Raw genomic sequence first — 17,658 nt, 5'->3', positions numbered from 1 at the left:
GGAAACCAACTTGGGAGAACATCCGATGCGAACACTGATCCTCGCCGCCACCGCCCTTGCCTTCGTCTCGTCCACCGCGCTCGCGCAGGACAAGGCGGGCGGGAGCCCGGCCCCCGCTGCGCAAAGCGGCGACACCGCGACCAAGGGCGAGGCGGCCAAGGCGCCGAAGAAAGCGAAGAAGACCGCCAAGAAATCGAGCGCCAAGACCGGTGCCAAGACCGGCGCCGCCACGACCGGCAGCGATGCCACCAAGCAATAAACAGAAACAATCGCGCTCGGTGATCCACTTGGCGATCACGTACTTGGCGATCGCGGACTTGGCGATCACGGAAAAGGCCGCCCGAAGGCGGCCTTTTTTACTGTGTCGGTGCGGGTGCTGCTTCGGCCCGTCGCGTCGCAATCAAGTGCGCCGACCACCTCGGGTAGTGGAAGTTGGGGCGTTGGAAGCTGGGGCAGTGGAAGTTTGATCAGGGCAAGCTGGACCAGCGAAAGTCGGACCAACGAATTCAAGTGCGGGAGGGGGAGCGAAAGAGTTGCGGAGCTGATAATCCGCACCGCCATCGGATCGTTCTGAAAATTGACCACCAGCTCCAGGAATTGCTCCACCTCCCGCACCTTCTGTTGTGCCGCGCGTGCAGGGGCGACGCATGATCCAAACGGGCTATCACTGCAAACGCGAGGAAAGATTCACCGATAGACTTAATGCGGAGCGCCATCGTCGCCCCTGTTCGCGAGCCCGCTCTCGCGTAGCCGCTCGGCAAACCAGAGCGAAGTCGCGCTATCGATGGCTCCGCCGGCATAGACCTCGGTAAAGCTCACCCCGCTTTGTCCGACGATCACCAGCACGCCCATCGCATAGGCAAACCAGACATTCGGATCGGTCAGCGCCTGCAGCTTGCGCTGATCGTGCTCGATCGGCTGGTGATTGCTGTCCTTGCGCAGTTCGATGGCCAGGAGATTGTTCGGGATGTCGCGCTGATGCACGACGATATCGGGATAGATCGACTTGCCAAGATGGTCGTCGGTCGAGCTCCCCGAGCCGCGCGGCAGCCGCAGCGTGCGCTCGCCGAGCCGGTCGTAGTTGCAATCGACCTGCCAGCCGGAAAATTGCCGCTCGACATAGACCGCCAGCCGGTGAGTGAGCGTTCGCTCGCCAAGATCGCGCTCCAGCAGGAACATCTCCTGCGCATAGAATTCCTCCACGGCGGCGATCACCTTGTTCAGCTCGGTCTGCATCGACGCCTCCGACTGGACTGGGCCGCCGCCGCGGCCCTTCAGCTACGCCCCTACATCTGCACTTCGATCAGCCGCGGTCCCGGTTCGGCGACGGCTTCCGCGAGCGCCTTGTTGAACTCGTCGGCCGTCGTCACCGCCCTGCCCGGTACCCCCATGCCCCTGGCGAGCGCGACGAAGTCGAGCGTCGGCCGGTCGATCTTCAGCATGTCCTGAGCCCGCTTGCCCGGCTCGCCGGCGCCGACGCCGTCGAACTCGCCGCGCAGGATCTGATAGATGCGGTTGGCGAACACAATGGTCACGACGTTGAGCCCTTCGCGCGCCTGGGTCCACAGCGACTGGATCGTGTACATCGCGCTGCCGTCGCCGACCATGCAGATCACCTTGCGGTCCGGACAGGCGACCGCCGCGCCGGTTGCCACCGGCGTCGAGAAGCCGATCGAGCCGCCCATGTTCTGCAGCCAGTCATGCGGCGCGGCCGCCGCGGTCGGCGGGAAGAAGCCGCGGCCCGTGGTGACGGATTCATCGACCATGATGGCGTGCTCGGGGATCGCGCACGCAATCGCCTGCGCGATCGTGGCGTGGTCGAGCGCACCGGTCGGCTTGACCAGTTCCTGCAATTGCTGCGGCTTGACGTCCTGCGCGGTCGCATGCAGCGCGCCCGCGAGCGCCTCGAGCGCCGCGACCGAATTCTCGCCCCAGGCGGTCATGCGATGCACCTCGCAGCCTTCCGCCTTCAGCATGCTCGGCTTGTTCGGATAGGCGAAGAACGCCACGGGATCGTTGGCCTCGACCAGCACGATGTGACGGAATTTCTTCAGGATCGGCAACGCCTGCTCGATCACATAGGGAATGCGGTTGATCGAGAAGCGGCCGCGGCCGCGCGCCATGCGCGGGTGATAGGTCTGGCCCATCACCGTGCAGCCGGTCTTGCCGGCGATGCGCTCGGCGAGCGCCAGCCCGTGCTCGGTCAGCGCGCTGCCGGTGACGAGCAGCAGCGTATGCGCGGCATCGCCGTGCAGGATCTTCGCCGCGGTGTCGACCGCCTGCGGCGAATAGCTCGGGCGCTGCGTGTCCACGGGCACCTCGGCGATGCCGTCGGCTTCGTTCCAGGCGGTGTCGGCCGGCAGGATCAGGGTTGCGATCTGCGGCGGCGCGCTCCTGGCGGCGGCGATCGCGGCCGCGCCGTCGGCCGCAACCGACTTGGCATCCGGCGAGGTGCGCACCCAGGACGACATCGGCCGCGCCAGGCCCTCGATGTCTGACGTCAGCGGCGCATTGTAACCGATGTGGTAGGTGGCATGCTGACCGACGATGTTGACGATCCCGGAATGCGCCTTCTTGGCGTTGTGCAGATTGGCAAGGCCGTTGGCGAGGCCGGGCCCGAGATGCAGCAGCGTCGAGGCCGGCGTTCCCTTCATGCGGAAATAACCGTCGGCCGCACCGGTCACCACGCCTTCGAACAGACCGAGCACGCAGCGCATGCCCGGGACCTTGTCCAGCGCCGCGACGAAATGCATCTCCGAGGTGCCGGGATTGGTAAAGCAGACATCCACGCCGCCTGCGACCAATGTCCGCACCAGACTTTCCGCACCATTCATGCTCTCGCTCCCGTTTCGAGATGTTCTTGAGGTCGCTCAGAGTATGATCCGATCCGATTGAATCGGATCATGCTCGTATCCTTTTGTTTGGTCGCATTTTCTTCACGCGACCCGGTGCCCACTTCGCTTGAAAACGCTCCAGCTTTTGTTTGGTCGCGCCTTCTTGACGCGAACCGGTACCCACTTCGCTCGAAAACGCTCCAGATCAACCATTCTTCAGCCGCTTCGTCAAAGGCTTGGCCGGACAATGCAGGTATCGCTTCCGATCTGTTGCCTTTTTAAACCGTGTTGTTCGAAAATGCCTGAGGTCACGGCTTCGTCGCTTGCGAAACGCCGGCAATTGTGGCCTCTCTGACTGCATATTTGATTGTTCGCGAGGACGACGACCATGCGCCCGATTGCCTTGATGTTTGCCGCGCTCACGATCCTGGCAGGTGCCGGCCAGGCCCACGCCCAGTTCTTCGACTCTCGCGGCTATCAGTCCGAAGCCCCGAGCTTCTTCGGCGGCGGCGGCGCAAGCCCGATCCCGCGCACCACCGTCAACTACCCGACCAACTACGCCCCCGGCACCATCGTGGTGAACACCGCCGAGCGCCGGCTCTATCTGGTGCTGGCGAACGGCCAGGCGCTGCGCTACGGCATCGGCGTCGGCCGCGACGGCTTCCGCTGGAGCGGTGTCCACCGCATCTCCGCAAAGAAGGAATGGCCGTCGTGGACGCCGCCGTCGCAGATGCTGCGCCGCCGCCCCGATCTGCCGCGCCACATGAACGGCGGCATCGAGAATCCACTCGGCGCGCGCGCGATGTATCTCGGCTCGACGCTCTACCGCATCCACGGCTCGAACGAGCCGGAGACGATCGGCCAGGCCGTCTCGTCGGGCTGCTTCCGCATGACCAACGACGACGTCACCGATCTCTATGGTCGGGTCTCGGTCGGCACCACCGTGGTGGTGAAGAACAACTGATCGCGTCGATTTCAACGGAACCAGGCGCCGCCATTCGGCAAGATCGCTGATCCCGCCGCCTTGATCCCTCCTTGCGCTGCCGCAAACCTTGCGGCAGCGTTGTCACAATGCCCCAGCACCGTCCTTCGATCCTCGTCCTTCTCGCCGCAACGCTCGCCGCTTGCCTCGCAGATGCCGCGCTGCCCGCGGCCGCCACCGAGGTACCGGCGGCGATCGCCGCGCGCCAGCGCAACGAGAAGAAGGTCTTCACCGACGCCGAGATCGTCGAGGGCTTTCTGAAAACCGCGTTCGGCGCCGAATATCATCTCGCCGGGCGGGTCGACCGGATCCGCAAGTACGACAGTCCGGTGCGCGTGTTCGCCGACGGCAGCCGCGCCGACCGCAAGGCCCAGCTCGCCAGGGTCGTCGCCGACATCCGCAGCAAGGTGCAGCATCTCGACATCGCGATGACCGAGAACAACGAAGCGGCCAATGTCGTGGTCAAGCTGGTGCGCGACCGCGAGCTGTACCGCACGATCGCGACTTTCTACGGCCAGGAGCGCGCCAGGGAGATCCGCTCCTCGCTCGACCCGCAATGCCTGTCCGGCTTCCGCAAGAACGAGAACTACGAAATCGAGCATTCCGACGTGATCCTCACCGTGGACAACGGCGATTTCGTCTTCCTCGACTGCGCCTATGAGGAGCTGTTGCAGTCGCTCGGCCCGATCAACGACACCGCCACCGTGCCCTGGACCATGTTCAACGACAACGTCTCGATGGGCTATTTCGACGTCTACGACCAATATCTGCTCAACCTGCTCTACGACCCCCGCATCAAGCCCGGCATGACCGTGCAGGAGGTCAAGGCCGTGCTGCCCGCCGTCCTCGCCGACGTCCGCGCCTGGGTGGCGAAGGTGAACCATCTGGAGTGAGGGTGGCGGCCTCCGTCGATCGGCGCACACGCTCGCGGCATTCACAGCCGTCGTCCCGGCGAAGGCCGGGACCCATACGCCGCAGCGGGTGTTGTGGATGGGACTCGTCGTTCCGACATCGCGCAACAATGAACTTCGGTGGTAATGGGTCCCGGCCTTCGCCTGGCCTTCGCCGGGACGACGATGAAGTCGGAGAGCAGTCGGGTCCCGTCATGAGGCGCACTGGGCGCATCTCGAAGGATACACGGCCACAGTCGGGCCGTCGTGCTTCGAGACGGCCGCTGCGCGGCCTCCTCAGCATGACGGTGATTGAATGGGCGTACGGTCTCCCCAATCGTCGTCCTGGCGAAAGCCATAACCACCGCACTTGATGATGAACGAGATCGCGGCCACAGCATCGCGCAACAATTGACATTTGGGGTAATGGGTCCTGGCTTTCTCCAGGACGACGAGGATGGTTCTCGCGCGACGTAACGTAGCGTCATTGCGTAATCCTCGCCCGGCTTTGACCGGGCGATCCAGTATTCCAGAGACAGTCATTGTTGAACCGCGCGCACGAAGGCATGGTTGCGTGGCGGCGGTCCTGACTTCTCGCATTGGTTGTATTATAATCGCATGACAATGCACGACGCAGGTCGGATGCGCGCAAAAAAAGTGTGCTATAAGCAGGTGCGATGATCGAGCTTCCCCGTACCCAGGCCTTGCGTTGCTTCACCACGGTTGCCCGTGAAGGCACGGTATCGCGCGCAGCGGCGATGCTGAAGCTGACCCAGCCCGCGGTCAGCCTGCAGCTGAAGGCACTCGAGGAAAGCACCGGGCTGCAGCTGTTCAACCGCACACCTGCCGGATTCACCCTGACCGAGGCCGGCGCCGCGCTGCTGCCGCTGGCGCACCGGGCGGTGGCGGCCGCGTCCGACTTCAAGGCGATGGCGGACTCGCTGAACGAGGCACAGCGCGGCACGCTGCGCGTCGGCACCATCCTCGACCCCGAATTCACTCGGCTCGGGCCGTTCGTGCGCAGCCTTGCGATGTCCTCGCAGCGCACCGAAGTCTTCCTGCGTCATGGCGTGAGCGACGACGTGCTGGCGCAGATCGGCCGCGGCGAACTCGACGTCGGCTACTATGTCGACGCCACGCCGCAGGACCAGCTCGTCCATCACAGCTTCACCGAACGGACCATCGTCGACGGCCGCTACCAGCTCGCCCCGCTGCTTTGCTACGACTACCGGGTGATCGCACCGATCGCCTGGCGCGATCGGGTGATGGGCAAGGGCTGGGCCGAGCTCGCCGAGCTGCCCTGGCTCGCGACACCGCCGCACTCCGGCCACCGGCGGCTGCTCGACGACATCTTCCGTCCGCTCGGCGCATTGCCGAAGCGGATCGGCTACACCGACCAGGAAGAGGCGATGATCGACTTCGTCGAATCCGGCCTCTGCCTCAGCCTCGCACGCGACAACGTGCTGGCGCCGCGGATGGCGCGGCCGCATCAGTTCGTGGTCGCCGACAAGGTGAAGCTGACCTGCGATCTCTCCTTCGCCAGCCTCGCCGCCCGCCGCCAGGAGCCGGTGATCGCCCACGCCTTCGCAAGCGTGCGCGCGGTATGGAATATCAAGCCGACGATCGCCGGCGCCGGACCGACGCGGACACGAAAGGTCGCGAAGAACGTGTGACGCAGACGCTCGGCTTAGGCCGCGGCGACCAGCGGCCTCGTCATCTCAGCCATTGTCGGCACCAGCGACGGCGCTTCACAGTCCTGCAGAGCGAGCTCGTTGACCAGCTCGCGCAGCCTTGGCGGCAGATCGGCGTAATCGCCACGCAGGGCGTGGCGCAGCCGTTCGCCAATCTCTTCGCAGATGGCGCGCGCGTGCTCGGACGCAATCGGATGAGTCTCAATCATGGATGTGGACCGCTGGCGATGACTGCGCGCCGTCCCACTGCACTTCCGCAACCACGGATCCCGCATGTGCACATGCGATCAAGACGAGGATCCGAACAATACTGGACATGTTCGTACTCCCTTTTCTGATCCTTCAATAACAGCGAGGCGTTGCCGCCCGATTAGGGAAACTGGTTCCCGCGGCCTTTAAGGGAGTGGTAAACGCGAAGTTTCAGGACCGAACCGAAGCTGGGTCAGAAATTTGGCCGGGCGCCGTCGACCCAACCGATCGCGGACAATTTGAGGCCTCGGGCCGCAGAGCGCGCGAACCTTGCCCGAGCGCAGTCCGGTGTCCCCAATCAGGGGGACAGACGGATCGGGCGGAATCAATATGATGCGCGACCGGACGGCGGTCGGCTATCATCGGCCGCAGATAAAAAGAACCTGCTGGGAGGAGTTGCAATGAAGCTGGCCATGGCCGGACTGTTGACATTTGCGAGCGCGATCCTGATTGCGCCGGGCGCGCGTGCCGACATCAAGGTCGGCGTCGTGGTGTCCGGATCCGGACCGGGATCGGCGCTCGGCCAGCCGCAGATGCGCACCATCGCCGCGCTGCCGAAGGAGATCGGCGGCGAGAAGGTCACCTATATCGCGCTCGACGACGAGTCCGACCCGACCAAGGGCACGCAGAATGCGCGGCGCCTCGTGATCCAGGACGGCGTCGATATCCTGATCGGCTCCTCGCTCACCCCGGTGACCATGCCGATGCTCGACGTCGCCGTGGAGAGCAAGACGCCGATCATCTCGCTCGCGGCGGCGACCGCGATTGTGCAGCCGATGGACGACCGCCGCCGCTGGGCATTCAAGGTGGTGCCCAATGACGACCTGATGGCGGCGGCGATCCTGAAATACATCGCCAAGTCCGGCATCAAGACGCTCGGCTATATCGGCGTCTCCGACGGCTATGGCGAAGGCTACTACAAGGAGGTGTCGCGGCTCGCCCCGCAGCTCGGCCTCACCGTGACGACGCATGAGGTCTATGCGCGGGCCGACACCAGCGCGATGGGCCAGGCGCTCAAGGTGATCGCGACCAATCCGGAAGCGGTGTTCATCGCCTCCGCCGGCACGCCCGCCGTACTGCCGCAGGAGGCGCTGCGCAGCCGCGGCTATGCCGGCAAGATCTTCCAGACCCATGGCGTGGCCTCGGAGGAGTTCATCAAGCTCGGCGGCGCCAATGTCGAGGGCGCGATCTTCACCGGCGAAGCCTTCACCATCGCCGACGATCTGCCGGCGAACGATCCGTTCCGCCAGGTGCGTGACGAGTTCGTGTCGTCCTACGAGAAGGCCAACGGCTCGAGGCCGAACATCTTCGGCGCGCATCTGTGGGACGCCGTCACGCTGTTCAAGCGGGCGGCGGCGAATGCGCTCAAGACCGCAAAGCCCGGCACGGCGGAATTCCGCGCCGCGCTGCGCGACGAGCTCGAGCGCGGCAAGGACGTCTACCTGAACAACGGCCTCTCGACCATGAGCCCGACCGATCACAACGGCTATGACGAGCGTTCGGCGTTCTTGATCAAGGTCGAGGGCGGCAAGTTCCGGCTGGTGAAGTAGAGAGCGACCGTCGGCGGCTGCGCCGTCACACCTTGCCGGCGCCGCTGCAGATGCCCTTCAGCGCCTGCCATTCGGCCGATGACAGCAGCGGCGGACCATCGGGGCGGCTGGCGGCATCGGCCTTGTCCATGCGCGCGAGGCGGTCCTCGGTCAAGGGATGGCTGGAGACGAGCGAGAGCCCCTTGCCGCCCTCCTTGCCGGTGACGCGGAACATCAGTTCGCCCATCGGCTTGGCCGGACGGCCGAGCTTGTGCATGGTCTCGATCGCGAAGCTGTCGGCGTTGGTCTCGGCGTCGCGCGAATAGGATGACGTCACCAGCGAGCGCGAGGCGAAGATCAGCGCGCCGGAGCCGGTGACGTCACCGAACAACAGCCCGATCAGGAACGAGGTGCCGCCGTTGTGGATCAATTCGCGCATGCTGTCGCGGTGCCGGAGATGGCCGAGCTCATGCGCCAGCACGCCGGCGATCTCGTCGGGGTTCTCGGCTTTCTCCAGCAACCCGTCGAACAGATAGACCTTGCCGCCGGGCAGCGCGAAGGCGTTCGGCACCGACGTCGCCAGCACGCCCGACTGCACCGACGTATCGAAGCCTGCGGACTGCCGCAACTTGCCGACCAGCTTCGCGAAGGCCGCCTGGCCGGCCGGATTGCTGCAGGGCTTGCCGTCGAACAGAACCTTGACCTGCGCCTCCGCGACATCGCCGATGCGGCGCTCGAACGAGTCGGGCACCAGCGGCGTCAGCCGCTCGGCGGCCAGAGGCACGCCGAACAGCACCACCAGCACGATCGACACCGCGGCCGCGAGCGACCAGCCGACGATCGCGGCGACGCCCCTGCGGTTCGGCAAATCCGCCTCGAGCGTTTCGCAGCGCGCGACCAGCGCGGCGATCAGCCCGGCGTCGCGGATGTCGAGCCGCGCCAGAGGCGGTGCGGTCAGGCAGCTCAGCCGCAACAGGCCGGACGGGCTGTCGGCGCGGCGGATGTCGTGAAACACCCAGCGCGCGAGCAGTGCGCCGTCTTCGCGGATCTCCAGTGCGTCGGACAGTCTGAGTGCGACGATGCGCCGCCGGTTCGACAGGCCGTCGAAGAAGACGCCGCCGGGAGCCGGCGCCGCGGAATTGGTCTGACCGGAATCGGATTCCATGGAGCTAGAAGCCCCCGACGTCGAGGCCATCGGCAAAGCCTTCGCCGAGCGCGTTGGCGAGCTCGCCGCGCGCGGTGACGTTGGCGGCCGCCTGGATGTTGTGCACGATGGTCGAGGACAGCACCCGAACCCAGAGATCGCGCATCAGATAGACGCGCAACACCACGTTCAGCGCCAGCGCAAAGGCGAGGTAGCCGATGCCGAGCAGCACGATCAGCGGAATGCTCTTGGCGAACGCCTCGGTCCTGAAGAAGTCCGAGATCGAGGAGCCGTCCATGCTGGCGACCAGCAAGGTGCAGAGCGCGAGATAGGCCGCGAACACCACGCCGAGCAGCACGACCCAGCCGATCATCTTCCAGTACAGGCCGATCAGCGCGCCGCGGCGGAGGGTGGATTCCAGCCTCACTTCGCCGAAGCGGATTCCCGACAGCCACCAGCGCCACTCGACCGCCTTGAACGCGGCATAGGCGAACGGGGCGAAGATCGTGCTGTAGAGCGCGAACGGCATCAGGACCCAGAGCCACCAGCCCCGCGCGAAGAACTCCCAGCCGCGGCCGTCGAACGAGCCTTGAAGGTCGCCGTAATAGGAGTGCCGCATCTTGTAGCGTTCGAGCGCCGCCTCGCGCCACGGCAGCGCGAGGCCGAGCGTGATCACGACCAGCACGCCCCAGAGCGAGGCCTTGAGCGCATAGACCCAGCCCGAGCCGCTCATCCAGAAGCGGACGCCGCGCCACACCGTGCGGGTCAGGCGGTAACGCCGCGCGCGATAGATCGCGAACTGGCCGAACAAATAGAAGAAGGCGACCAGCGGCAGCGAGGCGAACGCCTTGAAATGCTCCGCCTCGATGCCGATCAGGAAATAGCCGAGATAGATCGGCACCAGGATCGCGAGCGCGACCAGGAAGCCGATCAGGAGCTCCTTGCCGCGGCCAGTATATTCCGGCGCGTCGCCATCGATCTGGCTGTTCGACCACAGATGACGGCGGATGTCGGTGGTGAGCCAGAACCGGTAGAAGCCGACCGTGACCAGTTCGAGCCCGGCGCCGCGCGCGACCAGGCGAAAGAACTCCTTCCGGTTCCCTGAAAACGCCACCGGCATCGGCGGCGGGGCCGGTTGCGGAGGCGGCTGCGGCGGACCCAGCGGGGTCCAGCTCATGTCGTTCACGGGATGGCTCCTGGCGGGACAATCTCTGGGTATCAAAAGCACAGATTTGTCGTCACGAGTGTGATCCAGGTTTCACACAAGGTCGAGATCGTCGGCCGATTTTTGGCGGGATGCGGTTGGCCATGCCTTAACGGCAATGCCGGAAAGCGCGCAGTCCTCGATCAACGGCCGGCGTCGAACCCCAGGGCGGCAATGACATACTTAACGATCAGGCGATGGAGGCGAAGCCGCCGCCGCAAAGCGAGGAAACCGCAGCGATGAACAGATGGATCCTGTCAGCATGCCTCCTGACGCTCACGGCAGCTCCGGCCGCTGCCGTCGACGTGCGGCTCGATTCCTATCGCAATCCAAAGAGTGAGAATTTGCGCATCTTCAATCACATGTACCTCGACGGCGTCAGGGGCGGCCTGATGGCGTCCAATGCCTGGCTGAAACGGCATGGCGGCCAATTGTTGTTCTGCATGCCCGACGACCTCGCACTGAGCAGCGAGCAGACCGAAGAGATCATGCTCAAGTCCGCCGACAAGCGGTCGGCGAAAGGTGAGATGGTGATCGCTCTCCTGCTGCTGTGGGGGATGCAGGACACCTACCCCTGCGAAAAGCCCGCCGGCGAGAAGACCGGCAGTCAATAAACGGCGCCGGCACCGTTCGCAGGCCGCCGCCCGACCAGATCAAACGCCGTTTCAAACGGGCGTGGTCGCGGCCGCGGTCCCTTCCCCACCGGAAAAGCCCGGATTCGGCCGCTTTGGCCTGACATCAATGCGGCCAAATGCGCGTCGAGAGCCCTTGCGCAAACCGCGGAATGAGAATGTAATTCGGTAAAACATGCCGCGCCGGCCATGCCCCGGCAGCTCAAACGGTTGAGGAGCCGCCCATGCACGGGACCATCGATCTCGTCGACAACACGAATCTGGACGCCGCACGCGAACGCGCCAATTCGCTTGCGCTTTCGGACTACGATCCCGGCAATCCCGAGCTGTTCAAGACCGATACCTTCTGGCCGTATTTCGACCGGCTGCGCCGCGAGGATCCGGTGCACTACTGCAAGGACTCGATGTTCGGTCCGTACTGGTCGATCACCCGCTACAACGACATCATGGACATCGAGACCAACCACTCGGTGTTCTCCTCGGCCGCCTCGCTCGGCGGCATCACCATCCGCGACGTACCGCCGGATCTGCGCCGCGAAAGCTTCATCGCGATGGACCAGCCGCGCCATTCGGCGCAGCGCAAGACCGTGGCGCCGATGTTCACGCCGACGCACCTCGACGAGCTCGCCACCAACATCCGCAAGCGCTCGACCGAGTGCCTCGACAATCTGCCGCGCGGCGAGGTGTTCGACTGGGTCGACAAGGTCTCGATCGAGCTCACGACCCAGATGCTCGCGGTGCTGTTCGACTTCCCCTGGGAAGACCGCCGCAAGCTGACGCGCTGGTCCGACGTCGCGACCACTCTGCCCGGCGCCGGCGGCCTCGTCGCCACCGAAGACGAGCGGCAAGTCGAACTGATGGAATGCGCGAGCTATTTCGCAAGGCTGTGGAAGGAGCGCGCGAGCCAGCCGCCGAAGAGCGATCTGCTCTCGATGATGGCGCACAGCGACGCCACGCGGAACATGGACCCGAAGAACTTCCTCGGCAATCTGATCCTGCTGATCGTCGGCGGCAACGATACCACGCGCAACACGCTGTCCGGCAGCATCTATGCGCTGAGCAAGCATCCGGAGCAGTACCGCAAGCTGCGGGAGAACCCGGCGCTGATCGACAGCTTCGTGCCCGAGGTGATCCGCTGGCAGACGCCGCTCGCCCATATGCGGCGCACCGCGCTCGCCGACTACGAGTTCCGCGGACGCCAGATCAAGAAGGGCGACAAGGTGGTGATGTGGTACGTCTCGGGCAACCGCGACGAGGAAGCGATCGAGAAGCCCTACGAGTTCCTGATCGACCGCGCCCGGCCGCGCACCCATATCTCGTTCGGCTTCGGCATCCACCGCTGCGTCGGCCTGCGGCTTGCCGAGTTGCAGCTCAAGATCATCTGGGAGGAGATCCTCAAGCGCTTCGACACCATCGAGGTGGTGGAGGAGCCGCAGCGGGTGTATTCCAGCTTCATCAAGGGCTACGAGACGCTGCCAGTGCGCATCGCCGCCTGACGCGTCGCGAGCCAACCGGGATCAAGGAACATGAACGTCCAGACCGCCATCCGTGCCGACCGGGCCGAGCTGCTGCGCCAGGCCCGCGAGGAAGCGCATTCGACACCGCTCAAGGATTTTCATCCCGGCGCGCCAAAGCTGTTCCAGAACGACACGTTGTGGCCGTGGTTCGAGCGGCTGCGCAAGGAAGAGCCGGTGCACTACTGCACCAATGCGCCGATCGAACCGTATTGGTCGGTGGTGAAGTACAACGACATCATGCATGTCGACACCAGCCACGGCATCTTCTCCTCGGACTCCACGCTCGGCGGCATCTCGATCCGCGATGTGCCGCCCAGCTACGACTATCCGAGCTTCATCGCGATGGACCAGCCGAGGCACGCCCATCAGCGCAAGACCGTGTCGCCGATGTTCACACCCACGCATCTCGACGAGCTGGCAAAGCTGATCCGGCAGCGCTCGGCCAGCGTGCTCGACAATCTGCCGCGCAACGAGACCTTCAACTTCGTCGAGCGCGTCTCGATCGAATTGACCACCCAGATGCTGGCGACGCTGTTCGACTTCCCCTGGGAGGAGCGGCGCAAGCTGACGCGCTGGTCCGACGTCTCCACCGCGCTGCCGAAGAGCGGCGTCGTCAACTCGCCGGAGGAGCGGCGGCAGGAGATGGACGAGTGCTACGCCTATTTCTCGAAGCTCTGGAACGAGCGCGTCAACGCCCCGCCGCGCAACGACCTTTTGTCGATGATGGCGCATAGCGACGCCACGCGGCACATGGACCCCGACAATCTGATGGGCAACATCATCCTGCTCATCGTCGGCGGCAACGACACCACGCGCAACACCATGAGCGGCTCGGTGCTGGCGCTGCACGAGCATCCCGACCAGTTCAGGAAGCTGAAGGAGAATCCCGCACTGATCGACACCATGGTGCCGGAGGTGATCCGCTGGCAGACGCCGCTGGCGCATATGCGGCGCACCGCGCTTGTCGACACCGAGATCGGCGGCAAGACGATCAGGAAGGGCGACCGCGTCGTGATGTGGTATGTCTCCGGCAACCGCGACGACGAGGTGATCGATCGTCCGAACGAGTTCATCATCGACCGCCCGCGGCCGCGCATCCACCTGTCGTTCGGCTTCGGCATCCACCGCTGCGTCGGCATGCGGCTCGCCGAGCTGCAGCTTCGGATCGTCTGGGAAGAGATGCTGAAGCGCTTCGACCGCATCGAGGTGGTCGGTGAGCCGAAGCGGGTCTATTCCAGCTTCGTCCGCGGCATCGAGAACCTGCCGGTGCGGATCCCGGGCTGAAGCCAGATTGTCCTTGGCCACAAAGACGATCGGCCCTATGTCTTCCCGGGCGTGGTAATTGATGCACCGCGTCTTGCAGCTTGGGCCAGTTGACGGAACATGAACCGAAAAGAGCGGCGTGCGGCCGGGAAGCAACGGGACGCGTCCAGCAAAAACGCACCTGCCTTCGGTTCCACGGGTGTCAGCATTGACGGCCTCGCCGCCGAGGCCAGCCGCTTCTACGCGATGCGCCGCTTCAACGAAGCGCAGGAGATCTGCCGGCAGCTTCTCGCGCGCGAGCCTGGCCATGTGCAGAGCCTCAATCTTCTCGGCCTGATGGCGCAGGCTGCCGGCGATCACCGGGCTGCGGCAAAGATGTTCACCAAGGCGATTGCCTCGGACGAGGTCAATGCCGCCTGCCATTACAACGCCGGCAACTCCTACCAGGCACTGGGCAATCGCAGCAAGGCGGCCGCGCATTTCAGCAAGGCGCTGGCGCTCGGCATGGACGCGAAGGCGGTCGGCTTCATCCTGCAGAGCCCGACCGTCACCACCTATGCCGGGCGGATTGCAAGCAAGTGGCCGCTACCGGTCACAAGCGTCGAATTGTTCGGCAGCGAGGGTGTCGCCCCGCTCGCGAACGACCTGTTCCTGCGCTGCGCGATGGAAACCACCACGCTGGCGAGCATGCAGCTTGAGGTGCTGTTCGGATATGCGCGGGCCGAGCTGTTGCGGCTCGCGAGCAAGCCGGATCAGGATGACGTCGACGACGATATCGTAGCCTTTGCCTGCGCGCTCGCCCGGCAGTGCTTCATCAACGAATATGTCTATGCGCAGACCGCAGCGGAAAGCGAAGGCGCGGGCGCGCTGCGCGACCGGTTGCTGCAGGACCTGGCATCAGGCGCTGCGATCGCGCCGCTCACGCTCGCCGCTGTCGCCGCTTACTTCCCGCTTCATGCCTTGCCGACGGCGGACGCGCTGCTGCGCCGGGATTGGCCCGCGGCCGTCGCCGGCCTGTTGCGGGTGCAGCTTCGCGAGCCGCGCGAGGAGATCGAAGAGCGCAGCACTATTGCAGCGCTCACTCCGATCAGGAACGACATATCCGTCGAGGTGATGCGCCAATACGAGGAAAATCCCTATCCGCGCTGGACCGTCAACCCGTTGACGGCCTTCGCGGCCGATCGGGCGCGGGGAAGGACCGTCGCAACCGCGGACCAGCGAGCCGAACGGGATATCCTGATTGCCGGCTGCGGCACCGGCTCGCACGCGATCCAGATCGCGCAGGTCTATCCCAACGCCCGCCTGCTCGCGGTCGACATCAGCAGGACCAGCCTTGCCTATGCGCGCCGCAAGACGCGGGAGCTCGGCTTGCGCAACATCGAGTATGCGCAGGCGGACATCCTGGAGTTGGCCTCGATCGATCGCAGCTTCGACAGCATCGAGTCGGTCGGCGTGCTGCATCATCTTGCCGAGCCCTTGGCCGGCTGGCGCGTGCTGGTCTCGCTGCTGCGGCCCGGCGGCACGATGCGCATCGGGCTCTACAGCGATCTGGCGCGCCGCGTCATCGTCGAGGCTCGCGATCGCATCGCGGCGCGCAATTATCGCGCCACCGCCGGCGACATCAGACGTTGCCGGCAGGACATCTTCCGCGAAGCCGACAAATGGAAGCCGCTGATCGGCGCCAAGGATTTCTACAGCATGAGCGGCTGCCGCGATCTGCTGTTCAACGTCATGGAACACCGCCTGACGATTCCGGCGATCGCGGCATTCCTGAACGAGCATGGCCTGTCGTTCGAGGGGTTCGAGCCGTTTGACGATCCGGCGGTCCTCGACCGATTCCGCAAGCAGTTTCAGGGCACGGCCGACGAGACCAATCTCGATCAGTGGCACCGCTTCGAGGTCGATCATCCCGAGACTTTCTGGGACATGTACGTGTTCATGGCGGGCAAGAACGCGCGCTGACGGCAAGCTGCTGGAGCGTGAGGAGATGAGATCGAATAGCGGCCGCGATGGCACCGCGCTCCCTCTCCCCGTTCTTACGGGGAGAGCGTTGGGGTGAGGGGCACCTCCGCATAAGCGGTGATAGCTGTGTTTGCGGAAACTCCCCCTCACCCGGAACGCATCTAGCGATGCGTTCCGACCTCTCCCGCACGCGGGGCGAGGTGAGCGGAGTTGGCCGCTCGATTCAAAGTAACCTCTCTAGCGCGCGTGCTGACCCTTGCTGGTCGGCAACGGGCAATTGGTGCAGACCCGGTCGTCGCACATCCGGCAGATCGTGAAGCGATCCATCTCGGATGTGTCCTGCCTTGCCAGCAGCTCGCGGATCAGCGTTGCGAGCTGCTTCCGCTCAGCGACCGACAGCACGTCGAGCAGCGACGTCACGGCTGAAATCCGCGACGCCAGCAGTTCATTCCGGGACGCAGCGCCCGATGCCGTCAGGTGCAAGGCGACTTCGCGGCCGTCCTTGCCCGCCCGGCGTTCGACAAGCCGATCCGAAACCAGCCGATCGACCAGGCGGACCGTTCCGGAGTGCGACAGGCCAAGAATCCGCCTCAGCTTGTCGTTGGTCATGCCCTGGCCATAGCCGATGACGATCAGCGCCGCGGGCGTTTCGCCGCCACGGCCGACGACCTCGCGCGCGCCTTGCTCGATCCGATCCATGACAGCGAGCGACAGCGCGCCCAGCAGATTAGCGATTCCGTTTTCCATGCCGGGAACAATATGTGCGCTGCGCACAAAAAACAACTTGACCAGATATGTGCGCTACGCACATATTTGCCCGGGAGCGCAACGACGACACAAATGGAGAGCAGCGATGACGACCCGAAGCACCGCACCGGCAACGCCTGACGCCGCCGGCAGCGCACCCGCCCTGAAATACGTGCAGGCCAACGGCGTGCGATTTGCCTATCTCGAACAGGGCAGCGGACCGCTCGTCATGTTCATGCATGGCTTTCCCGACAATGCCTGGTCGTACCGAAAGCAGCTGCAGGTGTTCGCGGATTCCGGCTATCGCGCGGTCGCGCCGTTCCTGCGCGGCTATGCGCCGACCGAGATTCCGGCCGACGGTATTTTCGATCCGATCGCGCTGGGCCAGGATCTCGAAGCGTTGATCGCGGCGCTGAGCGACGACGGACAGGCCTACGTCGTCGGCATGGATTGGGGCGGTACGTCAACCTTCCAGGCGCTGGCCACGGCGCCGTCGGCGATCAAGGCCGCGGTGGTCATGAACACCGCGCACCCGATCACAATCCCAAGCCTCCGGAGCGACCCCGATGCCGTTCGATCGGTTTTCCATGTCTATTTCTTCACGGTGCCTGGCGCTCACTCGGCGGTCAACATCGAGGGACTTCCCTTCGTCGACTACCTTTGGAAGCTGTGGTCGCCAACCCTGCAGAACGACGAGCATCTCCGCTCGGTCAAGGAGACGCTCAGCTCTCCCGGCACCATGAAGGCGGCGCTGAAATACTACAATGGCCTGGTCGATGCGGGAGTTGCGGGCCGGCTACCGATCAACGACATGCATACACCGACTCTGACAATCTATGGCGGCAACGATCCGACGGCGCGGTATTCGATCAAGGAAGAGCCGCTCTTCAAGGGACCACATCGGCGCATCGTCCTGCCCGATGTCGGACACTTCCCGCATCTCGAGCGCGAGGCCGAGGTCACCGGTCTGATCATGGACTGGTTCACAACGCATGCTGCCGACTGAACTGACGC

General features: G+C 64.7%; 17 protein-coding genes. 10 read left to right on the top strand and 7 right to left on the bottom strand.

Annotated elements, in window-relative coordinates; translation table 11 throughout:
• Positions 1-25 precede the first annotated feature (25 nt).
• Positions 26-259 (top strand): hypothetical protein, encoded by a 234-nt coding sequence (locus J2R80_RS16700; RefSeq protein WP_253607299.1) that lies wholly within the window; start codon positions 26-28, stop codon positions 257-259.
• Positions 260-324: 65 nt separating this feature from the next.
• Here J2R80_RS16700 and J2R80_RS16695 read toward each other — a convergent pair whose 3' ends face one another.
• From J2R80_RS16695 to J2R80_RS16685, 3 genes are all read right to left on the bottom strand, one after another.
• A complete protein-coding gene (locus J2R80_RS16695; protein WP_253638923.1) occupies positions 325-606 on the bottom strand; it encodes a hypothetical protein in 282 nt (93 codons plus the stop codon).
• A gap of 93 nt (positions 607-699) precedes the next feature.
• Entirely contained in the window at positions 700-1,236 is a 537-nt protein-coding gene (locus J2R80_RS16690) for a hypothetical protein (protein ID WP_253638922.1), read from the bottom strand.
• 50 nt (positions 1,237-1,286) lie between these two features.
• Positions 1,287-2,834, bottom strand: a complete 1,548-nt coding sequence (locus J2R80_RS16685; protein WP_253638921.1) for an acetolactate synthase large subunit — start codon at positions 2,832-2,834, stop codon at positions 1,287-1,289.
• A gap of 388 nt (positions 2,835-3,222) precedes the next feature.
• Here J2R80_RS16685 and J2R80_RS16680 point away from each other — a divergent pair, with 388 nt between their 5' ends.
• The 3 genes from J2R80_RS16680 (at position 3,223) to J2R80_RS16670 (ending at position 6,379) form a co-directional block, all read left to right on the top strand.
• Complete coding sequence (locus J2R80_RS16680) at positions 3,223-3,798, top strand: L,D-transpeptidase (RefSeq protein WP_038378145.1); 576 nt, start codon at positions 3,223-3,225, stop codon at positions 3,796-3,798.
• A 107-nt stretch (positions 3,799-3,905) separates the two neighbouring features.
• Complete coding sequence (locus tag J2R80_RS16675; RefSeq protein WP_253638920.1) at positions 3,906-4,709, top strand: DUF2927 domain-containing protein; 804 nt, start codon at positions 3,906-3,908, stop codon at positions 4,707-4,709.
• 674 nt (positions 4,710-5,383) lie between these two features.
• On the top strand, positions 5,384-6,379 hold the full coding sequence (locus J2R80_RS16670; RefSeq protein ID WP_253638919.1) for a LysR family transcriptional regulator: 996 nt from the start codon (positions 5,384-5,386) through the stop codon (positions 6,377-6,379).
• Between the two features lie 14 nt (positions 6,380-6,393).
• Here the strand turns inward: J2R80_RS16670 and J2R80_RS16665 are convergent, their stop codons facing one another.
• The gene (locus tag J2R80_RS16665) at positions 6,394-6,606 is read right to left on the bottom strand and encodes a hypothetical protein (protein ID WP_253638918.1); all 213 of its coding nucleotides are present in this window, start codon (positions 6,604-6,606) and stop codon (positions 6,394-6,396) included.
• Between the two features lie 441 nt (positions 6,607-7,047).
• Here J2R80_RS16665 and J2R80_RS16660 point away from each other — a divergent pair, with 441 nt between their 5' ends.
• Positions 7,048-8,196, top strand: a complete 1,149-nt coding sequence (locus tag J2R80_RS16660; protein ID WP_253607293.1) for an ABC transporter substrate-binding protein — start codon at positions 7,048-7,050, stop codon at positions 8,194-8,196.
• Positions 8,197-8,221: 25 nt separating this feature from the next.
• Here the strand turns inward: J2R80_RS16660 and J2R80_RS16655 are convergent, their stop codons facing one another.
• Both J2R80_RS16655 and J2R80_RS16650 read right to left on the bottom strand, forming a co-directional pair.
• Positions 8,222-9,340, bottom strand: a complete 1,119-nt coding sequence (locus tag J2R80_RS16655) for a M48 family metallopeptidase (protein ID WP_253638917.1) — start codon at positions 9,338-9,340, stop codon at positions 8,222-8,224.
• Positions 9,341-9,344: 4 nt separating this feature from the next.
• A complete protein-coding gene (locus J2R80_RS16650; RefSeq protein WP_253640977.1) occupies positions 9,345-10,496 on the bottom strand; it encodes a DUF898 family protein in 1,152 nt (383 codons plus the stop codon).
• Between the two features lie 266 nt (positions 10,497-10,762).
• Between J2R80_RS16650 and J2R80_RS16645 the strand changes: the two genes are divergently transcribed.
• From J2R80_RS16645 to J2R80_RS16630, 4 genes are all read left to right on the top strand, one after another.
• Entirely contained in the window at positions 10,763-11,137 is a 375-nt protein-coding gene (locus J2R80_RS16645) for a hypothetical protein (protein WP_057019327.1), read from the top strand.
• A gap of 242 nt (positions 11,138-11,379) precedes the next feature.
• On the top strand, positions 11,380-12,651 hold the full coding sequence (locus J2R80_RS16640) for a cytochrome P450 (protein ID WP_057019295.1): 1,272 nt from the start codon (positions 11,380-11,382) through the stop codon (positions 12,649-12,651).
• 30 nt (positions 12,652-12,681) lie between these two features.
• The gene (locus J2R80_RS16635; protein WP_253638916.1) at positions 12,682-13,956 is read left to right on the top strand and encodes a cytochrome P450; all 1,275 of its coding nucleotides are present in this window, start codon (positions 12,682-12,684) and stop codon (positions 13,954-13,956) included.
• A gap of 99 nt (positions 13,957-14,055) precedes the next feature.
• Positions 14,056-15,897 (top strand): bifunctional 2-polyprenyl-6-hydroxyphenol methylase/3-demethylubiquinol 3-O-methyltransferase UbiG, encoded by a 1,842-nt coding sequence (locus tag J2R80_RS16630; RefSeq protein WP_253638915.1) that lies wholly within the window; start codon positions 14,056-14,058, stop codon positions 15,895-15,897.
• Positions 15,898-16,134: 237 nt separating this feature from the next.
• Here J2R80_RS16630 and J2R80_RS16625 read toward each other — a convergent pair whose 3' ends face one another.
• Positions 16,135-16,644, bottom strand: a complete 510-nt coding sequence (locus J2R80_RS16625; protein WP_057019292.1) for a MarR family winged helix-turn-helix transcriptional regulator — start codon at positions 16,642-16,644, stop codon at positions 16,135-16,137.
• Between the two features lie 106 nt (positions 16,645-16,750).
• Here J2R80_RS16625 and J2R80_RS16620 point away from each other — a divergent pair, with 106 nt between their 5' ends.
• Complete coding sequence (locus J2R80_RS16620; RefSeq protein ID WP_253638914.1) at positions 16,751-17,650, top strand: alpha/beta fold hydrolase; 900 nt, start codon at positions 16,751-16,753, stop codon at positions 17,648-17,650.
• Positions 17,651-17,658 lie beyond the last annotated feature (8 nt).

Origin of the sequence: Bradyrhizobium sp. USDA 4541, from assembly GCF_024171085.1 — a bacterium.
Lineage (GTDB): Bacteria > Pseudomonadota > Alphaproteobacteria > Rhizobiales > Xanthobacteraceae > Bradyrhizobium > Bradyrhizobium australafricanum.
This window is presented reverse-complemented; position numbering and strand designations above follow the sequence as displayed.

Excerpts from the sequence above, each read along its gene's own strand:
- J2R80_RS16685 (WP_253638921.1), bottom strand. The coding sequence starts at position 2,834 with ATGAATGGTGCGGAAAGTCTGGTGCGGACATTGGTCGCAGGCGGCGTG.
- J2R80_RS16640 (WP_057019295.1), top strand. The coding sequence starts at position 11,380 with ATGCACGGGACCATCGATCTCGTCGACAACACGAATCTGGACGCCGCA.
- J2R80_RS16690 (WP_253638922.1), bottom strand. The coding sequence starts at position 1,236 with ATGCAGACCGAGCTGAACAAGGTGATCGCCGCCGTGGAGGAATTCTAT.
- J2R80_RS16670 (WP_253638919.1), top strand. The coding sequence starts at position 5,384 with ATGATCGAGCTTCCCCGTACCCAGGCCTTGCGTTGCTTCACCACGGTT.
- J2R80_RS16680 (WP_038378145.1), top strand. The coding sequence starts at position 3,223 with ATGCGCCCGATTGCCTTGATGTTTGCCGCGCTCACGATCCTGGCAGGT.
- J2R80_RS16625 (WP_057019292.1), bottom strand. The coding sequence starts at position 16,644 with ATGGAAAACGGAATCGCTAATCTGCTGGGCGCGCTGTCGCTCGCTGTC.
- J2R80_RS16650 (WP_253640977.1), bottom strand. The coding sequence starts at position 10,496 with ATGAGCTGGACCCCGCTGGGTCCGCCGCAGCCGCCTCCGCAACCGGCC.
- J2R80_RS16655 (WP_253638917.1), bottom strand. The coding sequence starts at position 9,340 with ATGGAATCCGATTCCGGTCAGACCAATTCCGCGGCGCCGGCTCCCGGC.
- J2R80_RS16665 (WP_253638918.1), bottom strand. The coding sequence starts at position 6,606 with ATGATTGAGACTCATCCGATTGCGTCCGAGCACGCGCGCGCCATCTGC.
- J2R80_RS16635 (WP_253638916.1), top strand. The coding sequence starts at position 12,682 with ATGAACGTCCAGACCGCCATCCGTGCCGACCGGGCCGAGCTGCTGCGC.
- J2R80_RS16660 (WP_253607293.1), top strand. The coding sequence starts at position 7,048 with ATGAAGCTGGCCATGGCCGGACTGTTGACATTTGCGAGCGCGATCCTG.
- J2R80_RS16675 (WP_253638920.1), top strand. The coding sequence starts at position 3,906 with ATGCCCCAGCACCGTCCTTCGATCCTCGTCCTTCTCGCCGCAACGCTC.
- J2R80_RS16645 (WP_057019327.1), top strand. The coding sequence starts at position 10,763 with ATGAACAGATGGATCCTGTCAGCATGCCTCCTGACGCTCACGGCAGCT.
- J2R80_RS16630 (WP_253638915.1), top strand. The coding sequence starts at position 14,056 with ATGAACCGAAAAGAGCGGCGTGCGGCCGGGAAGCAACGGGACGCGTCC.
- J2R80_RS16700 (WP_253607299.1), top strand. The coding sequence starts at position 26 with ATGCGAACACTGATCCTCGCCGCCACCGCCCTTGCCTTCGTCTCGTCC.
- J2R80_RS16620 (WP_253638914.1), top strand. The coding sequence starts at position 16,751 with ATGACGACCCGAAGCACCGCACCGGCAACGCCTGACGCCGCCGGCAGC.